Origin of the sequence: Aliivibrio logei, from assembly GCF_001691055.1 — a bacterium.
GTDB classification, from domain to species: domain Bacteria; phylum Pseudomonadota; class Gammaproteobacteria; order Enterobacterales; family Vibrionaceae; genus Aliivibrio; species Aliivibrio salmonicida.
The window spans coordinates 384,600-404,405 of the sequence record NZ_MAJU01000004.1 but is presented as its reverse complement, the minus strand read 5'-3'; the positions used below and the strand labels follow the sequence as shown (position 1 = coordinate 404,405).

General features: G+C 41.1%; 11 protein-coding genes. 8 read left to right on the top strand and 3 right to left on the bottom strand.

The annotated features are described in order from the left end of the window. Genes bcsA through A6E04_RS02035 form a run of 4 tightly spaced genes read left to right on the top strand, consistent with a single transcriptional unit; the run spans nucleotide 1 to nucleotide 9,837 of the window. On the top strand, nucleotides 1-2,619 hold the full coding sequence (gene bcsA / locus A6E04_RS02050; RefSeq protein WP_065609644.1) for a UDP-forming cellulose synthase catalytic subunit: 2,619 nt from the start codon (nucleotides 1-3) through the stop codon (nucleotides 2,617-2,619). After that, the gene (bcsB, locus tag A6E04_RS02045; RefSeq protein WP_422614041.1) at nucleotides 2,616-4,913 is read left to right on the top strand and encodes a cellulose biosynthesis cyclic di-GMP-binding regulatory protein BcsB; all 2,298 of its coding nucleotides are present in this window, start codon (nucleotides 2,616-2,618) and stop codon (nucleotides 4,911-4,913) included. Before bcsA ends, bcsB begins: the two co-directional genes overlap by 4 nt. Then, complete coding sequence (bcsZ, locus tag A6E04_RS02040) at nucleotides 4,910-6,088, top strand: cellulose synthase complex periplasmic endoglucanase BcsZ (RefSeq protein ID WP_065609640.1); 1,179 nt, start codon at nucleotides 4,910-4,912, stop codon at nucleotides 6,086-6,088. The genes bcsB and bcsZ overlap by 4 nt, the downstream gene beginning before the upstream one ends. Further along, complete coding sequence (locus A6E04_RS02035) at nucleotides 6,079-9,837, top strand: cellulose synthase subunit BcsC-related outer membrane protein (protein WP_065609638.1); 3,759 nt, start codon at nucleotides 6,079-6,081, stop codon at nucleotides 9,835-9,837. The genes bcsZ and A6E04_RS02035 overlap by 10 nt, the downstream gene beginning before the upstream one ends. A 110-nt stretch (nucleotides 9,838-9,947) precedes the next feature. On the opposite strand, the gene A6E04_RS02030 is transcribed toward A6E04_RS02035, so the two are convergent. From A6E04_RS02030 to norR, 3 genes are all read right to left on the bottom strand, one after another. Then, nucleotides 9,948-10,979, bottom strand: coding sequence for a hybrid-cluster NAD(P)-dependent oxidoreductase (locus tag A6E04_RS02030; RefSeq protein ID WP_065609636.1), 1,032 nt, complete (start codon nucleotides 10,977-10,979; stop codon nucleotides 9,948-9,950). A 94-nt stretch (nucleotides 10,980-11,073) separates the two neighbouring features. Then, nucleotides 11,074-12,735, bottom strand: coding sequence for a hydroxylamine reductase (gene hcp / locus A6E04_RS02025; RefSeq protein WP_017021965.1), 1,662 nt, complete (start codon nucleotides 12,733-12,735; stop codon nucleotides 11,074-11,076). A gap of 247 nt (nucleotides 12,736-12,982) precedes the next feature. Then, the gene (norR, locus tag A6E04_RS02020) at nucleotides 12,983-14,512 is read right to left on the bottom strand and encodes a nitric oxide reductase transcriptional regulator NorR (RefSeq protein ID WP_065609634.1); all 1,530 of its coding nucleotides are present in this window, start codon (nucleotides 14,510-14,512) and stop codon (nucleotides 12,983-12,985) included. 256 nt (nucleotides 14,513-14,768) lie between these two features. Here norR and A6E04_RS02015 point away from each other — a divergent pair, with 256 nt between their 5' ends. The 4 genes from A6E04_RS02015 (at nucleotide 14,769) to ccoO (ending at nucleotide 19,806) form a co-directional block, all read left to right on the top strand. Next, nucleotides 14,769-17,243 carry a bifunctional diguanylate cyclase/phosphodiesterase gene (locus A6E04_RS02015; RefSeq protein ID WP_175365405.1) on the top strand — a complete coding sequence of 825 codons (2,475 nt, stop codon included), beginning with the start codon at nucleotides 14,769-14,771 and terminating at the stop codon, nucleotides 17,241-17,243. 189 nt (nucleotides 17,244-17,432) lie between these two features. Next, nucleotides 17,433-17,771, top strand: a complete 339-nt coding sequence (locus tag A6E04_RS02010) for a c-type cytochrome (RefSeq protein ID WP_017021963.1) — start codon at nucleotides 17,433-17,435, stop codon at nucleotides 17,769-17,771. A gap of 5 nt (nucleotides 17,772-17,776) precedes the next feature. Continuing rightward, nucleotides 17,777-19,192: a cytochrome-c oxidase, cbb3-type subunit I gene (ccoN, locus tag A6E04_RS02005; protein WP_017021962.1), complete on the top strand. Its 1,416-nt coding sequence runs from the start codon at nucleotides 17,777-17,779 to the stop codon at nucleotides 19,190-19,192. After that, a complete protein-coding gene (gene ccoO, locus A6E04_RS02000; RefSeq protein WP_065609963.1) occupies nucleotides 19,192-19,806 on the top strand; it encodes a cytochrome-c oxidase, cbb3-type subunit II in 615 nt (204 codons plus the stop codon). The genes ccoN and ccoO overlap by 1 nt, the downstream gene beginning before the upstream one ends.

Sequence of the window (19,806 nt, the reverse complement as noted above, 5' to 3'; positions counted from 1 at the left end):
ATGTTTGGCTGGCTATCTCTGTTTTTCCAACCTATATTTATGATTCAATTTCGTAAACAGTTGCATTTCTATACTCAAGATAAAGCGCCTTCTTATGCGAGTCAGCTTATTCTGTCTGTGTGGTTTGTTGTGTGTTTTTGCTTTTTAAAATCGAAAATAGCAGGAATAGACAGCTGGAAGCTACCTCATTTTTTATACCCGCAAATTGATTTTTCACACATCAAACTTTTTGATCCTTTGCGTATGTCGATTCAGACGGTATGGTTTTTAATCGTACAACCTAAAAAATTGACGGGAACCATTTCTCTTACACAAGGGATCGGTATGGTGTGGAAACAAATAGGACGTCTCTTCTATTTACCGCTCAAAGGATTGACGTTTGTTGTGAGTTGGTTAGAGAGTTATTCAAGCCGCCATGCGATTGTCTCTAAAGAAAATAGATTAAAAAAGCCGTCGTTATCAACTCGTGTTTTAAATGTTGCTATTGGTTTTGTTGTTTGTGTTCTTGCGATATTGTGTTTCACCATTCCTTTTAGCTTAACGGCTCAAGCGTTCTTTCTGGTTGCCTTATGGTCACTGGGTATGATGTTTAGACGCATGCCAGGTCGTTTTCCTACCATCTTATTAATTACCTTATCGGTAACCGTGTCTTGTCGTTATATATGGTGGCGCTATACGTCTTCTTTAAACTGGGATGATCCCTTTGCTCTGTTTTTAGGCTGTGTGCTGTTAATGGCTGAAACCTACGCGTGGATCGTTCTTATTCTTGGGTATTTTCAAAATATTTGGCCGTTAAATCGTCAGCCGGTGTCATTGCCTACGGACCAATCAACGTGGCCAACGATTGATATGATGATCCCAACATATAACGAAGACCTTGATGTGGTTAGAGCCACGGTTTATTCGGCATTAGGCATTGATTGGCCGAAAGAAAAACTGAATATCTTTATTTTAGATGATGGTAAAAGAGAGTCATTTAAAGAATTTGCTGAAGAAATTGGGGTGGGGTATATCCGTCGACCAACCAATGAACACGCGAAAGCCGGTAATATTAATTACGCATTAAAACAGACTTCAAGTGAATACGTTGCCATTTTTGATTGTGACCACATACCGACTCGTGCTTTTTTCCAAATGACGATGGGTTGGTTTTTAAACGATGAAAAATTGGGGTTGATTCAAACGCCTCACCACTTTTTCTCTCCGGATCCATTTGAAAGAAACTTATCTAATTTTGGGGATGTACCGAATGAAGGCAGTTTGTTTTATGGCTTAATTCAAGACGGTAATGATTTATGGGATGCGTCATTTTTCTGTGGGTCGTGTGCCGTATTACGTCGTGAACCATTAGAAGAAGTGGGTGGTATCGCGGTTGAAACGGTAACAGAAGATGCACATACGTCGTTAAGAATGCACCGTTTAGGTTATCGTTCTGCGTATTTAAGAAAGCCATTGTCTGCGGGGCTTGCAACCGAAACGTTATCGGCTCATATCGGTCAACGTATTCGTTGGGCACGAGGCATGGCTCAAATATTTCGTGTGGATAATCCATTATTAGGTAAAGGGTTAAAATGGCAACAACGCTTATGTTATGCCAATGCGATGTTGCACTTTTTATCGGGGATCCCTCGGATCATCTTCTTGCTTTCTCCTCTCGTATTTTTGCTTTTACATACTTACATCATCTATGCGCCTGCCCTTGCGATTATTTTGTATGTATTGCCCCACATGGTTCACGCCAGTATGACGAACTCCCGTATGCAGGGAGAATATCGTTATTCATTCTGGGGCGAAGTGTATGAAACCGTATTGTCTTGGTACATCGCAAGACCCACTACGGTGGCTTTATTTGCTCCTCATAAAGGGACATTTAACGTGACCGCAAAAGGGGGGCTAATTGAAGATACTCATTACGATTGGACGATCTCTAAGCCTTATTGGCTATTGGTTATTCTCAATGTTCTTGGCATTGGTTTTGGTTTGTACCGTTTAGGATGGGGGCCAGACGATGAACTCGGCAGTGTGGTCGTGAATTTACTGTGGGTATTTTACAACTTACTTATTCTTGGCGGTGCGGTCGCGGTGGCTGAAGAATCAAAACAAGTGAGAAAGGATCATCGTGTGGTGGTGAACATACCCATGTCGATTCATTTACCGTCAGGACACAAAGTACGTTGTGATATTAAAGATTTCTCATTGGGTGGTTTAAGAGTGGAGTTGCCAACGTCCGTTGAGCTGTTCTATGGGCACAAGTTAGACATTATTTTACAACGAGGAGAACATCATTTTGTTTTCCCTGCAAAAGTGACTTATAGCAGAGGTAAGGCATTAGGTTTGCAACTCGAACCATTTACAAAACAACAGAATATTGATTACGTGCAATGTACGTTTGCACGTGCCGATGTGTGGACGAAATGGCAAAATAGTTACCAAAGCGACAAGCCTTTAATGAGTATGCTTAGCGTATTTAAAATTGGTGCAAAAGGCTACAGAAATACAATCGCTTACAGCCCAAAATGGGTGAGAGTTATCGCTCAATTTATAACAATAATAAGTGAGTTTTTGCTCACGTTTAAACCAAAAAAAGTCAACCTTCAGAGTGCAAAGTTATGTGGATGAAAACTAAAATAAACGTCATAGCAATGGCGATAGGCTTGGTCAGTTTGAATACGAGTGCGGCGACGCCTTCTATGGCAAACGAGAACCGTTCGGCACAAGCAATGAATGGTGAAATGGTGACCGCAATGGTATCGCCAACCATTACCAAGAAGACATTCAGTTTTAACGATCTTGGTTATGGGCAATCGATTCAATTACAAGGAAGCGAAAGTACCGCTTATATTGGCTTTGGTTCTCGTTTAGATGAAGTGGTTTCACAGGCATCACTGCATTTTGAATTAACCCCATCGCCGGCATTATTGTCGTTGGTTTCTCATATTAAGGTGTATTTTAACAACGAGCTGGCTGGTGTTGTTGCCATCAATAATGGGATGCAGGGAAAATCGTCAGCGATTGATTTGAACTTAGACCCTCGTTTATTTACCGATTATAACCAACTTAAATTTGAGTTAGTGGGTAATGCATCGATGTCATGCAGCAACCCTAATGACAGCAGTATTTGGGCTGAAATTAGCTCACAAAGTTCGATTACGATGTCGACACAAAAAACGAAGATCAATAATGATTTAAGTTTATTACCCGCGCCGTTTTTTGATTCAAGAGACATGAGTGATTTAACATTACCAATGGTCTTTGGTGATGATCTCGATATCAATGAAATCAAAGCAGCAGGTATTGCCTCATCGTATTTTGGTGCATTGTCAGAATGGCGTGGTTCAAACTTTCCGGTTGTTGATAATCAACTGCCTACTCGTGATGCCATTGTCTTTATTACGAACGACAGCAAACCTGATTTTCTGCGTGATTTCCCGGACGCCGATGGACCTCGCATTCAAATGATCTCTCATCCAACGGATCCGTACGTAAAACTGTTGCTTGTGATTGGTCGTGATAGTAACGATCTTGTGACCGCAGTAAAAGGATTGTCGTTAGGGCAACACTTATTTACGGGACCATCAGCCAAAATCAATAACGCCGAGCAACTTGTTCCTCGCAAACCTTATGATGCACCAAACTGGATAAACACAGACAGAGCAGTCGCTTTATCTGATTTGTTGAAGGAAGGCGCGTCGTTGCAAGTAGAGGGACAGAATCCACCGCCGATTTCTGTGCACTTCCGTTTGCCACCTGATTTGTTTACTTGGCAAAGTCGCGGTATTCCATTTGATTTGAATTATCGTTATACGCCACCGTTGATGGATAACTCTGGCTCTCGCATGAGCTTGAGCGTGAACAACCAATTCGTCAAAGCGTTCAATTTAAACACCACTGGTGAGTCGAATAACAATACGCGTCTGCGCTTGCCATTATTAGATGATGACTTACTGGGCGGCGGCGATGTGGTTCGTATTCCTGCTTTCCAAGTGGGCAGTAATAATGAAGTCAAATTTGAGTTTGGTTTTGCGTCATCAGTTGGTGGGAAAGACCAATGCCAAACCATGCAACCAAGTAAAAACTACGCGGTGATTGGTGAGAACTCGACCATCGATTTCTCAGGTTTTTCTCATTACATTGAAATGCCAAACATGCGTGCGTTTGCTAACTCAGGTTACCCATTCACAAGAATGGCCGATTTATCTGAGACGGTGGTGGTTATTCCGACGGATCCATCAAATGAAGAGATCCAAACCTTCGTTAACATGATGGGAGTGTTTGGTGCGAACTCGGGTTACCCAGTATTGAATGTTACGTTAACGGACGAGTGGGACAAAGAAACACTGGAAGATAAAGACATTCTTACCATTGGTGTGATGCCAGAGTTGGCTTCTGTTGATAAGAAAGACATCGAGCATATCCAATTAATGTCGTCTGATCGTGTGCTTAATTTACCAAGTAAAAACGAAGCGCAACGCGGAAAAAATTGGGTTGATCCGGGCAGTGATAACCAAAACGTTGCCGACGCTATCAGTATTAGTACAACGGGGGATTTTGCCGCCATCACCGGTGTTGAATCGCCTTATTCTTCACAACGCACCATGGTGAGTTTATTGGCTGAAACCCCAGAGTCGTTCGCGTTAATTAATAAAGCCTTAAATGACAGCGGTAAAGTGTCTGCTATGTTTGGCTCAGTGATTACGCTACGTGATGGTGAAGTGGCGAGCTTTAATGTCGGTAAGCATTACTATGTTGGGGAGTTACCGATATCGCAATTGATTTGGTATCACTTCTCTAAATACCCACTGCTTATTGCCTTTTTTGCTACGTTACTCGTGGTAATGATGACGATTATTTTATTCCGAGTGCTTCGTCATATTGCACAGCGCCGTTTAAACCCAGAAGAGGATGACCTATGAAAACGCAACTAACGTTAGTCAGTATATTGGTTGGTTCATTGTTGTGTTCTTCAGCCGTTATGGCTCAAAAGGTGAATATATCACCTCGTGTGGCTTCTCAAGTCGTGATGACAAAACATAACCAGTGCCAATGGCCAATGTGGCAGAGTTTTAAACAGAATTACATTAAGAATGGCAGAGTGATTGATAATAGCGATCCTCGCTCAATCACAACATCAGAAGGCCAATCTTATGGGTTATTTTTTGCTTTAATTGCGAACGATGAACCGACGTTTAACGCGTTATTGCATTGGACAGAAAAGAACTTAGCGGATGGGGATCTAACGGGTCAACTTCCTGCGTGGTTATGGGGAACGCTGCCTAACGGGAATCAAGGGATATTGGATTCAAACTCTGCCTCGGATTCTGATCTGTGGATAGCTTATAGCTTAATGGAAGCGGGCCGATTATGGGACAACTTTTATTATCAGTCGTTAGGACACTTACTTGCGAGCCGTATTCTTCGCGAAGAAACCATTACAGTATCAGGGCTTGGTACCGTGTTGCTTCCGGGTAAGCAGGGGTTTGTTTTAGGTGACAATCATGTCCGTTTGAACCCAAGTTATGTTCCATTGCAGCTGCTTACTCGTATGGATACGTTATTCCCTGAATACCAGTGGGAAGCACTGTATCAATCAAGTGCGCGAGTGATTAAAGACACGATGCCTAAAGGCTCTAGCCCTGATTGGGTTGAATGGAACAAGACTACATTTCAAAACGACAAGCAAACAAAAGCGATAGGAAGCTATAACGCCATTCGTACCTATCTATGGGCTGGGATGCTGCCAAACAGTGATGCAAATAAAGCGACTATTTTAAATAAAATGCAGCCCGTTGTGCTTGAGTTAGAAAAAGGCAAAGGGATGCCTGAAATGATAAATACACGCACAGGGAGAGCGAAAAATCGTGGCGGTATAGGCATTAATGCCGCGATTCTTCCATTATTGAGTGCGGTGGATTCTATTAAAACCGCTGACGAATACGCTGAAGATATTGAAGCATCTCTACCAAGCATTGAGAGTGACAGTTATTACAACAGTGTGTTGACCTTATTTGGATTAGGTTGGTATGAAGGGCTTTATCAATTTGATACTGATGGCAGTGTTACACCTAGCTGGACTCACGTATGTCAATAGAGCGCTTTTCTTTTAATAAGGTAACTCGTTTACTCCCCATTGCGATAATGGGGGCTTTTTTTTCATCGACAGTGATTGCCGCTAGCCCAAAATCAGAATTGGACATTATTAAACCCATGGTGTTTCAGCGTGATGTATCAAATGTGCAATCTACCGAGTGGCTAGTAAAGCAACTTACGTATGCACAGTTACTTCATCGTCCTGATATTACTGAAACCACGTTAAAGCGTTTGTTTGCCGTTGATCCAAACAATGCCGAAGGATTGAGTTTTCAAGCTCAGTACCTAGCGAAGTTAGGGCAAGTTGACCAAGCGATGGGGATTTTGAAACAACTAGAAACTACCCAGCCTAATTCTAAAACAACAAAGCAGCTTAAAGGCGCATTGTCTGTTTATGGTGAAAATAAAGCGGCCTACCAGAAAATTATTTTGTTATCCCGTTCTGGTCGTAATAAAGAAGCCTTACAAGCGTTCAAAAAATTGTTCCCCAATGGTATGCCAACCCCAGAGCTACAGCTTACGTATTTAAATATCGAATCTGGCGTTAAAGGGCATGAAAGACGAGTATTGATTGGACTCAAAAAACTGAATGCTGAGCATCCTGGCGTGCCTGATTTCCAATTGGCTTATGCAGAGCATATTTCAAAAGGCGATCCATCCAACCCAACGGCAATGCGATTATTACAACGTCTTTCTTTAGAGCCATCAGTGAGTGGCAGTGCGGCGTCATTGTGGCTTTCTCGTTTAAATGAGACGTATATAACTAAAAACGTTGTACAGCAATACGCGGTGCTTTCGAGTTATTACCCATCAAACATGACATATCGAAAAGCGTTATTAGATGCAAATAAACGTTTTGAGAAAGAACAAGAACTACGAAAAGATCCTAAATACCTCGCTAAGTTGAACGGGTTAAAAGAATTCGAATCTGGTCATATTCTTACGGCTCAACAACAATTACTTATCGCATTAAAAGCACGTCCTAATGATCCTGAAATTCTTGGTGGATTAGGCTTGGTGTATTTACGATTAGGGCAACAAGAAGTCGCGTTATCGTATTTTAAAAAAGCAAAAAAATACGACAGAGATCTGCGAAATGTCGATAAATGGAATGGCTACATTAACTCCTCAAGCTATTGGTCTTATTTAGATCGCGGTGAGAAGATGATGAAAAGAGGCGATTTTGATGGGGCAAACCGAAAGTACCATCAAGCCATAAAGCATGAGCCTGATGATCCGTATGCGTACAATTATTTGGCGGAATTGGCTTTGGTTCAAAAAGATGAAACGCAAGCATTACGTTATTACAACATCGCACTGAGTAAAAATAGAGTAGATGAAACGGCATTAAGAGGGTGGTTTAACCTGCAAATATCGTCCTATGGAGAAGAAAAAGCATTAGAGAAAGGGCATCAATTATCTTCTGGTGCTCAGAGAGTACTTGCTGAACGCTTTCATGAAATTGAAATCTCATTGCTAATGTCAACATTAACCATCGCAATGAATAACGGTGATATTGATCAAGCGAACGTGATTTTAGAACAGCTAGTGTCTGATCCTCCAGCATCACCTTGGCAGCGAAGTGAAGTGGCGGATTCTTTACGCTTAACTGGGCAAACAGAACGCGCAGATAAGCAGATGCTAACGTGGTCAAAAGAGGCGACGGCAGAGATGTCATTCGCGTATGCGTTATATTTGGCTCGATATGGCAAAACATCAGACGCGATCGCGCAGTTAACTGCAATATCGGAAAGTAACCGCAGTGATGCCATGGTTTCAAACCTGAATAGATTAGAGCAAAACCAAACATTTGGTGCGCTGTATATTCTTGCGAAGCGTGATCCTATTGCCGCAGAAAAAGAGATTGATCGTTTAAAAACCAAATACGCTTCAAACCCTGATGCGATGCTGTCACTCATTGACGTTCAATTTCAACTTGGATTTATTGATCACGCCAGAGCTGAATTACAGCACATTACGCCAACAGAAGAATGGAATATGGAGACACAATTACGCTATGGCGGATTGTTGTTTGAGCTTGAAGAAAATGAACAGTTTAAAGAGTGGAAATCGCATTTAGAAGAGAAGCACGCGAATACGGGTCTCTCCATTGATCAAAAGATTCGTCGTGATGTGTTGTTTGCTGAATATGCGTTTAGAAATGAAGAGTATGAAGAGGCAGAAGCGTATTACTCATCGGCAAGTCAGTTAAATACACAATATCAATACGGTGCGTTACTTGGTTTGTTAAGAACACAACAAGCGCTGGGTAAAGACAAACAAGCCCAACAGTTGGCGTTGTATTTATTCACTGAAAAGCAAGAGCTTAGCAGCCGACAAAGCATGGAGTTAGCGGTTATATTAACGGAGTACGGTTACGAATCTGAATCGATTATCTTGGTTAATGATCTGAAAGAAAAACAAGACAGTGATGCCATTGATTATCGCGATGGCATGGCGATAGCGATGAAAGAGAAGGATTGGACGCTTGCTAAACACATGGCGCATTATGCGTTAATTGAAGACGCGATTAATCCTCAAAATGATTCAACCATCGCTGAATTTACAGACGACGATGCACTGGGTATTGAACCGAAACCAAACGAGGCTCCGAAAGAAGAGAGCTTGCGTGAGCTATATTATAATGCAGATGATAACTGGCTTACTCGAAACGTAAAATCTGATCTTGATCGTGTCTATGGACGTGATCAAGGCTACGTGTCTTTTGGCGTCGATTACAGTGCGCGAGATGGTCAAAATAAATCAGTACAAGTGCCGATTGAAGCGATTATCCCAATGCCTGAATACGATGGGCATTTGCAACTTCGCGCTGATGTTGTGCATCTTGATTCTGGGGATATTGATTATTATGACTCCACGGCAACAATGAATGATAAAGCAACGGGGACCGCTTTTGGCATTGGTTGGCTTGCCGATTCGTGGAGTGCGGATATTGGAACCACACCTATCGGATTTGATCAGAAAAATATCGTTGGCGGTCTCAATTTATCTGGTGATCTTGGTGATGTGGGTTGGAAAGCAACGTTATCTCGACGTGCAGAAACCAGCAGTACCCTTTCTTATGCCGGAATGACAGTGCCTAATGGAGTGAACGATCCTCAGGGTAAAGAATGGGGTGGTGTGATGAAAACCGGTATTAACCTTGGTGGAAGTTACGATCTCGGGGGTTCTGTTGGTTATTGGGCAAGTGCACAATTGCATAAAATGACGGGAGATGGGGTTGAAGACAACACTCGTGTCGGTTTACTGGGAGGGACTTATTGGAAAATCATTAATGAAGAGAATCGACGATTAAGTCTTGGTTTGAACTTAATGTATCTGAATTATGATAAGAACCTGAGTGAATATGCTTATGGAAACGGAGGTTACTATAGTCCGCAACAGTACTTCTCAGCCTCAATTCCGGTGAACTATTATGAGCGCTTGAATGATGGGTTCTCGTATCTCGTCAGTGGTTCCGTTTCTAATTCTTGGACAACAGAAGATGCGCCATACGGATTATCAACGGCTGATTCGACTCAAGGTGGTGGTTTTGGATTTTCCTTACAAGCCGCCGCAGAGCAGCGTATCAGTAAACGTTGGTATTTAGGGGCTTCAGTTGATGTTCAGCGTTCCGATTTTTATGAACCAAACCATCTATTGTTTTACGCGAAATACACCTTTACGGATCGTTGGCAGCCAATAGCAATGCCAATTGATCCGTTAACGTTATATGGTGATTTTGATTAGTGCAGTCTAATCTTGGTATAAGAAACAAGTAAATAAAAAGCCGATGATTGATTTACCTTATAAAAGTAGTTATTCATCGGCTTTTTTAGATTTATTGTAGAGCGAGTAACTTACACTAAACTGACTTCAACATCCGATTGCACTTGGCTTGAGCAAGCGAGTGTATAGCCTTGTGCTAGTTCTTCTTCGGTTAGCGTTTCTGTACTGGTTCGGCTTACTTCGCCTTTTGTGACTTTACACTTGCATGAACCACAGATGCCGCTACGACACGCAATAATAATAGGTACGCCACTGTCTTCTAATACGTCTGCTAGTGTTGCGCCTTTATCGATTTCTTTTGAAACGCCAAAAGCGGGTACTTCAAACTGAACCACGCCTGATGCATCGGCACTGTCGTTGGTTTCTGGTTCTATAGGCGTAAAGCTTTCTTGAAAGAAATGCGCCATGTCCAATCCAATCGCTTCAACATAGGTTTTCATGTCTTGCATAAAATTCATTGGGCCACACAAAAAGACGGTTCTTTCTGTTAGGTCTGGGCACAGTGTGGTTAACCATTTTTGATCTAATCGGCCTTGAGGGAAATCGGTGTATTGAGGCTCTTTCAAAAGAAGTTGTAGAGAAAAATTGTCATGGTGTTGGTTTAGATATTGCAATTCATCAAAATAAATCGTGTGTTCTGGTGATCTCGCCATATGAATAAACGTGATGTCTACGTTGGTTTTATTTGCTAACCAAGTTCGTGCCATCGACATGACTGGAGTAATACCACAACCTGCACTCAATAATGCAATTTTAGGTTTAGCGGAACAATCAACAGAATTGAATGGTCCTGTCGGTGCTAATACAGAGAGGCTATCACCTTCATTAAATTCATCAATCAGGTAATTAGACACTTTGCCGCCTTCAACTCGTTTAATCGTGAGTTGTAGAAAGTCTTGTTGTGGAACAGAGCTAATAGAATAAGCGCGGTATTCCATTTTACCGTTTAATTCAACGCCAACGCTAATGAATTGCCCCGGCTTAAAATCAAACGTGTTGTTATTGTCTGAAGAAAGTTGAAGGCTGATAGTATCATCGGTCTCTAGCCATTTTTTATCACAGCGAAGTTGAGCGGCGGTTGTCGGCCAAATAAATTGTGTCATGGTTTTCTCTATTCAGTTTATTGCTAAGATTGGTATTAGCGAAAAATGCCCCAGATAACTGAGGCATACATTCATTAAGTGCGAAAAGCAGCGATTATGCAGCTAAAATCGTTTTTAAATCGTCTTCAACGTTGCTAATGCTACGCATGTCGAATTTCTCTTGCATGATAGCAAGTAGGTTATCAGTTAAGAACGCAGGGGCTGTCGGGCCTGTGTAAATGCCTTTTACGCCAAGAGCGAATAGAGTTAATAGAATAACAATCGCTTTTTGTTCGAACCAAGAAAGTACCAGCGTTAATGGAAGTTCGTTAATGCCACAATCAAACTCTTTTGCTAGTGCAAGTGCGAGTTGAATCGCTGAGTAAGCATCATTACATTGACCAACATCCAATAAGCGCGGAATACCATTAATATCGCCGAATTGGTTTTTGTTGAAACGGTATTTACCACAAGCAAGCGTCAAGATAACTGAATCTTCAGGTGCTTGAGCGGTAAAGTCTGTGAAATAGCTACGTTCCGCTTTGTCACCATCACAACCGCCAACAAGGAAGAAGTGACTGATGTTGCCTTCTTTTACTTGCTCAATAACGGCAGGTGCTGCTGCCATTAATGCGTTACGACCAAACCCAACAGTGATCATTTGTTCGATCTCGTTATGTTTGAAGCCTTCTTGCGCTAATGCACAATCAACAACGGCGGTGAAATCGTCACCTTCTAGGTGAGCAACGCCAGGCCAGCCAACAATGCTACGTGTGAATAGGCGATCGGCGTATAGACCCACATTTGGGTTTAATAGGCAGTTAGACGTCATTACGATTGCGCCAGGGAAGTTAGCAAATTCTTTTTGCTGGTTCTGCCATGCACTGCCGTAGTTACCCACTAGGTGAGGGTATTTTTTTAGCTCAGGGTAAGAGTGAGCAGGCAGCATTTCACCGTTCGTGTAAACGTTGATGCCTTTACCTTCGGTTTGTTGAAGGATTTTTTCTAAGTCATGTAAATCGTGACCAGAAACAAGAATACATTTACCTTCGATGGTTTTAACATTTACTTGTGATGGCTCTGGGTGACCAAAGGTATCCGTCTCGCCTAAATCTAGCATTTCCATGATGCGGTAGTTCATTAAACCGATTTGCATAGAGCAGTCTAGTAATGCGTTTAATTCAGTCGGGTCAGTACCCAACCATGCCATAATTTGGTGGTATTCAGCAAAAACAGCGTCATCAGTTTGACCAAGAACACGTGCGTGCTCCATGTAAGCGGCTGCGCCTTTTAAGCCGTAAAGACAAAGTAGACGTAGACCAATCACATCTTCATGTTCTGAATCGTGACCACGGTTAACGGCTGCTTGTGGAGCCAATGCGATTAACTCTTCTACGTTGGTTGGTAAATCAAATAGTGCTGCAGGAGAAAGCTCAGATAATTCAGTGTTTGATAACAATGCCGCTGCACGAACTTGTTCTTCAAGTTGTTTTTTGTAAGCGTGTGCTTGCAGTGCGAATTCGATAACACGCTCTGGATCAAAGTTAACGTTTGTTAGTGTTGCGAAGAAGGCTTTTGGTGCCCAGTGATCGATCTCATCAATCACTACATTTACTTTACGACCTTGTTCTGCCCAGAAAGAAACACCTTGTAGTGTGTAAACTAGAATATCTTGTAAGTCAGATACTTCTGCTGTTTTACCACACATACCTTGTGCAAAAGAACAGCCTTTCGTTGTTGGTGTTTGAATTGTTTGCTCACATTGGATACAGAACATAGTTGGAACTCCAGTCATTGAATACATATTGTTCAAATCCTGTTAGGTCAGTGCGTTTTGCTACCTTGAGCAAATTGCTGAACTAATCGAGACTTGACTCTACATTGATGGGTTCTCTATTGCACAGGGCGTGCCATGTTTAAGTTATTGATTTACAATGTTTTTATTTTCTTTTCTTTACGTGTTGATGTGTTTATTACATCGTGCTTGTTGTGATAAATACATCATCAGGTTAAATAAGGTTGTTTTATAAACCAAATTTCTTACCCATGCGGTACAAATTTCCTCTGTCCATTTGCAAAAATTCAGCAGCTTGTGACCATGTTCCATTCGATTCGGATAAAGCGTGCTCAATTAATTGTTTTTGGTAGCTTTCGACTAGCTCTCGCATAGGTTTACTTTCTTTAGGTAGAAAGGCTGTTGTTATTTTTACATCGTCGGTGTGTTCAACGTCTCCTAGAAAGTGTGCAAGAGTAATGCTCGTGTCGCTGTCTTGTATCGCTCGAAGCCCTGCACGCATTAACGTATGTTCAAGTTCTCGTACATTTCCTAACCATGGACTGTTTTCTAAATGCGTTAAGGTTCGTGGATGAATATGAAGATTCGGAACGTTAAATTGAGTGCGAACTTTGTCTAATAAATACCCTGCCAATACTGAAATATCACCCTCACGATCGCGCAGTGGGGGAACGTTAATTGGGAATACATTTAAGCGGTGAAACAAGTCAGCTCTAAAGCGTCCTGTTTCTACTTCGTGCGCTAAGTTTCGATTGGTGGCTGCGATGATGCGTACGTTTACCATGACGTTTTTATCTGAGCCGACACGCTGCACTTCACCTTGTTGAATCACACGTAATAATTTGGCTTGAATTAGTAGCGGTAACTCGCCAATTTCATCCAAAAATATGGTGCCGTTATCCGCCAATTCAAACTTACCGGCTCGATGGTTATTTGCGCCAGTAAATGCGCCTTTTACATGACCAAATAATTCACTTTCCGCGAGAGACTCTGGCAGTGCTGCACAGTTTACATAAATCATTGCTTGCTCATTACGCAAAGATTGCTCGTGAACAGAATGAGCGACCAACTCTTTGCCTGATCCGGTTTCACCACTGATGAGTACTGCGTAATCAGAAGAGGCTACCATCTTGATATTATTACGTAATCGGTCAATTTGAGGGCTAATCCCAATCAATTCACCTTTTTGATTTCGGGCTTGTTGAATTAACGCTTGATTGATGGATTTCTGTTGCTGGTTACTGTTTTTTAGCGTTTCTATTAGTGCCTTATTATGCAAGGTGGCCGCGGCCAAGGCGGCAAAGGTTTCGATGGTGATATTATCTATCTTTTTAAACGCCCCCACCTCTAAAGCGTCTAAAGTTAATACGCCAACTAAGGTGTCTTCCACATATAAGCTGCACCCCAAGCAGTCATGCACCTCAATACTGATGTGTTCATCCACCAACAATAAGCCATCAAAAGGGTCTGGTAAGTCCGAATTAGATTCAAAGCGAACAGGGTGTTTGCTCTCTAAAATGGCTTGTAACCGGGGATGCACTTTGGGTGGGAAACAGCGACCTAATACGGCGGTGGACAGCCCTTGAACGGCGACAGGTTTTAAGCAGCCATCATGGTCTAATACAAACAAAGCACTGGCATCACAAGGAAACACTTGATGAATCGAAGAGATTAAGCGTTGGTAGTGCAGATCACTGGATAAGTTAGAGCTAAGATCCAATGCGATTTGCAATAAGACTTTTTCGATAGAAGGGTTCATCGTGATACACCAATAGAAAGCTGAGAAGCTAGAGTATCAGGTGATGTTAAAAACACATCATTAAAGACTTAATGTAGATCAATGAAAGGGTAATCAGTAAATAAAATGATCTTACAAGAGACCTTGATAGCCAGTTTATTTAACTCTTTGTAGGTAAAAGCATCGTCATTTTAATTTACGGTTTGATGTTCTGTAATTTTTAAGGCAGAATCTTGATGTTTTTTTATCCATATTGAGTTTTTCTGCCATGAGATTATTGAGTGACCGAAAATTATTAAGAGTGCTGCAATATCTCCCTATTGCGATCATTCTTGTATTTACCGTAGTGCTGAACTTTTTTATTGTGAAAGATAACAATATCAAAGTAGATATTTTGGTGGAGTCGGTACGGGCAGATGTGATTGGTACTCAAAAACAAAAAATAAAATCGAACATTGAGCAGTTATACCAACAAATAAATCATGAAAAGAAGTTGGTAGAGCAAGTTGCTAGAGAAAAACTTCGCTTTCGTGTTGATACCGCAATTAGCATCGCCAATGGATTGCTGCTTGAAAACCAAGATAAACCGATGGAAGAAGTGAAACAACTTATCATTGATGCATTACGACCTATTCGCTTTGATGATGGACGTGGATACTTTTACATTTCGACATTAGATGGGATGAGTGTGATGCATCCTATCACTTCCGATTTAGAAAATACCTCGATACTTAATCGTATGGATTCTCGTGGTAATTATTATATTCAACACAAAAAAGAAGAATTAAATAATAAAGGTGAAGCGTTTAGTCATTATTGGTATATCAAACCAGACAAGGGAGAAGAGGAGTTTGCTAAGGTTAGCTTTGATCGTAAGTTAGGCGCATTTAATTGGTATATCGGCTCTGGTGAATATGTTCTAGATATTGAAGAAAGTATTCAGCAGCAAGTATTAGCAATGCTCTCTAGTATCAATATGGACGATGATGGTTATGTCTTTGTATTTGATTTAGAAGGTGATGCAAAGCTAATTAATCAAAAAGTAATTACAGACCATTCTATCGATGTTTTTAAAGTAAATGATGAACTTGGTAAGCTGTTATTTAATGCGACTGATAAAAAAGGTTTCCTGCTTTATAACAATAAATTAGTTGAAGGCGCGAATTTACTCGGGCCTAAAATCAGTTATTTCCGAGTTATCGATGGCTGGGATTGGGTCATTGGAACCGGTTTTCATACCAACCGTGTCTTAACATTCATTAAAGAAAAAGAAAAAATTCTAGTGGCGCAAGGGGATGATGATTTATTAAAACTGCTTGGATTAACATTGCCTTTTAGTCTCATTTTAACGCTCTTAACTGTGATCGTTGGTCGTCGAGTGTACCGACACTTTGTGATGTTAGAAGGTCAGGTTATTGATGACTTTGAACGGTTGAAATTAAGTCGAAATGAAATGCGTTACATGGCGAAATACGATCAATTGACGGATTTGCCTAATCGAATGCAATTGACCGAAAATATTGAAAACTTGATCGCGTTATCAAAATTAGAGAATAAGAAAGCGGCGGTGGTGTTTGTTGATTTAGACGATTTTAAATACATTAATGATCAATACGGGCACACCTCGGGTGATCAATTATTACAACAAATTGGCCGACGTTTCGAGCATATTTTAGAAGAAGGGGATTGTGTTTCTCGCTTTGGTGGTGATGAGTTTATCTTTTGTTTTTCTTTGCTTGATAATATTGCCGTTGCAGAGTCTAAAGTTCGAATCATTCAAGCGTTATTTTTACAGCCTTTTTTATTAAGCGGTGTGGCAGTGACAGTAAAATGTTCTATTGGTGTATCTATATTCCCCGATCATGGTTCTAATTCTGAAGATCTTATCTCAAAAGCCGACATTGTTTTATATAAATCAAAAGAGCGACACAAAGGCGAGGTGATGTTTTACAACGCAGACATTAACGAGCAAGTTCAATATAACAGTCTGCTTGAAAAACAACTGAATCGAGCATTGCAAAAAAGTGAAATCAGTGTGGTTTATCAGCCACAAATTAATACTGAAACACAGCGTATTGAGTCGGTTGAAGCCCTTTGCCGGTGGGATAATTCAGAGTTAGGCTCCGTGTCACCTCTTGAGTTTATTCCGGTTGCTGAGCGGATTGGCGTTATTCATGACATTGGGGATTACGTCTTTTATTTGGCGTGTCGTGACACAGTCGCGTTAATGCCAAATGGCAACAATGCGATTGGGGTGTCTATTAATATTTCACCAAAGCAATTGGCTCGTATGGATTTTGAAAAGCGAATTATGTTGATTGTGCATAATTCTGGGATTGATATTAAGAGGGTGACATTAGAAATTACAGAGAATATATTTATTGACGATCTCACCACCGTATCGCCCGTTTTACAAAGATTGCGAGCGCAAGGGTTTGGTATTTCTCTGGATGATTTTTGTACTGGGTACTCTTCGCTAAATTACCTCAATAATTTACCGATTAGTGAAATCAAAATAGATCGCTCTTTTGTTGATAAACTATTAAATAATAAGCAAAGTGACACCTTAGTAAAAGCGATTATCGCGATTGGATCTTCATGCCATATGAAGGTTGTGGCTGAAGGGGTTGAGACTATCGAGCAGCATCAAAAATTAAAAGAATATCATTGTGATTTATTGCAAGGGTATTACTTTGATAAGCCGCTACTTATTGGTGATTTAGTTGATCGTTACGCTGAAAAACTGAGTTGATACCAAGTTAATGATTACGTTTTATGTACTTCCTTTCTTTTTATCTTAACTCTCGTTTAAATTGATTGAATCAATGTGATTACGTCACATTGATGTCTCATGCTTATAATTAATATGACTTAAATTGGGCACGTTTAAAATAAGTATCCTAAAATTGTAATTATTATTAATTTATAAGGCTTATTAACGATGACTAAATGGCTTATATCTTGTGGTGCCTTTTTATTTAGCGGTTTTCTTCTTGCTGAAGAATCAAATCAGTTTGAAATAGGGAAAGAGAAAGCAAAAGTGTGTATGGCTTGTCATGGTGCTGATGGCATTGCATTGATTGATCCCTACCCAAACTTACGAGGCCAACGCGCTTCTTATCTTGTCTCTGCATTAAAAGATTATAAATCCCGCGAGAGAACGAGTGGGTTAGCCATTCTAATGCAGCAGCAAGCAGATACCTTATCCAATCAGGACATGAAAGACATTGCCTATTATTACTCGATGTTAGGTTCTGAGTCTCAAGATAAAATGGAGTAAAGGCGATGACAGATATCAGGGATTACGATACAAAAGTTGTGCGCTATTTTATTATTGCTGCCGTTATTTGGGCCGTCATTGGTATGAGTGTTGGTGTGATGCTTGCTGCCCAGCTTTATTGGCCATCGCTCAATTTTGATTCACAATATTTTCAGTTTGGCCGATTGCGTCCGTTGCATACGTCGGGTGTTATTTTTGGTTTCGTCGTTAATATTTTAATGGGCACCTCGCTGTATATTGTTCAGCGAACGAGCAAGGTGGAATTATTTAATAAAAGCCTGTCTTGGATGGTCTTCTGGGGCTGGCAGTTTATCTTAATCCTCGCCTTGATAACGCTCCCGTTAGGGTACACAACCACTAAAGAATACGCCGAACTAGAGTGGCCAATCGATATATTAATCGCCTTAGTATGGGTGCTTTATGCGGTCTTATTCTTTGGTACGATTGCGAAAAGAAAAGTCAGCCATATCTTTGTCGCCAATTGGTTTTTCGGGGCATTTATTCTCGTTATCGCGATGATTTTCATTATTAATAATTTGGCGTTACCGGTGTCAATGTGGAAATCTTATTCGATTTATGCCGGAGCACAAGATGCCATTGTTCAATGGTGGTGGGGACATAATGCCGTGGGCTTTTTGTTAACCGCTGGCGTTATTGCCATGAACTATTATTTCATTCCTAAAATATCTGAACGTCCTATTTATTCCTACCGTTTGTCTATTATCCATTTTTGGGGATTAGTGGGCTTTTATACATGGGCTGGCACGCATCATCTTATTTATTCATCCGTACCAGTATGGGTGCAAAATATTGGTATCGTAATGTCGCTGATCTTATGGATACCGTCATGGGCAGGGGCTTTTAATAGTGCGATGACCTTACTCTCTAACAAAGAGAAACTGAAAAAAGATTACATTATGTTGTTCTTTTTCTCTGCCATTCTTTATTACTGTCTCGCGACGTTTGAGGGGCCATTATTGGCGATTCGTTGGTTTAACATGGTTGCTCATAATACCGAATGGATCATTGGTCATGTACATTCTGCTGCCTTAGGGTGGGTGGGTATGTCTGCCATTGCTGTATTTTATTACTTCATTCCGCGTTTATGGGGAAAAGAAGATCTGTGGTCACTCCGTTTATTAAAGTGGCATTTCTGGTTCGCTCATATTGGGGTTGCCCTTTATGCGATAGCCCTTTGGGTTGCAGGGATTGGTGAAGGGTACATGTGGCTTACACAGCTTGATAACGGCTCACTCGCCTACAGTTTTGTTGAAGCAATGGACTTTAAAGCGCCGTGGTTGTTTGTTCGTTTCCTTGGTGGTGTCTTCTTTGTTGTTGGCTTATTGATGATGGTGTTCAACCTTTACAAAACGGTAACGTCGAGTACAGGAGCACTGGCTGAGATGGAGGGGAAATCATGATAGTGAGCAAAGATTTTACTCAATCGGTTTTCATTTTAATTATTTCAACGGTCATTGTTGCGTCCTTTTCGCTGCTAGTTTGGGTGGTTCCTAATCTATTTTCATCTGGGGATTTAAAGAAAATATCCTTGGCTAAACCGCTTACCGCATTAGAACTTGCGGGTCGAGATATTTATATCAGCGAAGGGTGCCATGTTTGTCACACTCAAATGGTGCGTCCATTAGAAGCCGAAATACTGCGTAATGGTCGTGCAAATAAAGAGGCCGATGATATTTATGAGTTTCCAAATTTATGGGGGTCAAAACGTACCGGTCCTGATTTGACGAACATGGGGCGTAAGTATTCCGATCAATGGCATGTGATTCATTTGATGAACCCTCGTAATGTGGTTCCAACCTCTATCATGCCAAGCTACCCGTGGTTGTTTGAACAAACGCTCGATGGAGAGGCGATTTCCGATAAGATGCGAGGGCTACGTATGCTCGGTGTACCTTATACCGATGCGGATATTGATGGAGCTCGACTTCAAGTGATTGGAAAAACGAAAGGTGAAGCGTTGATCCGTTATTTGCAGAGCTTGGGTGTTGATACCATGCAAGATCAAGGGGAATAA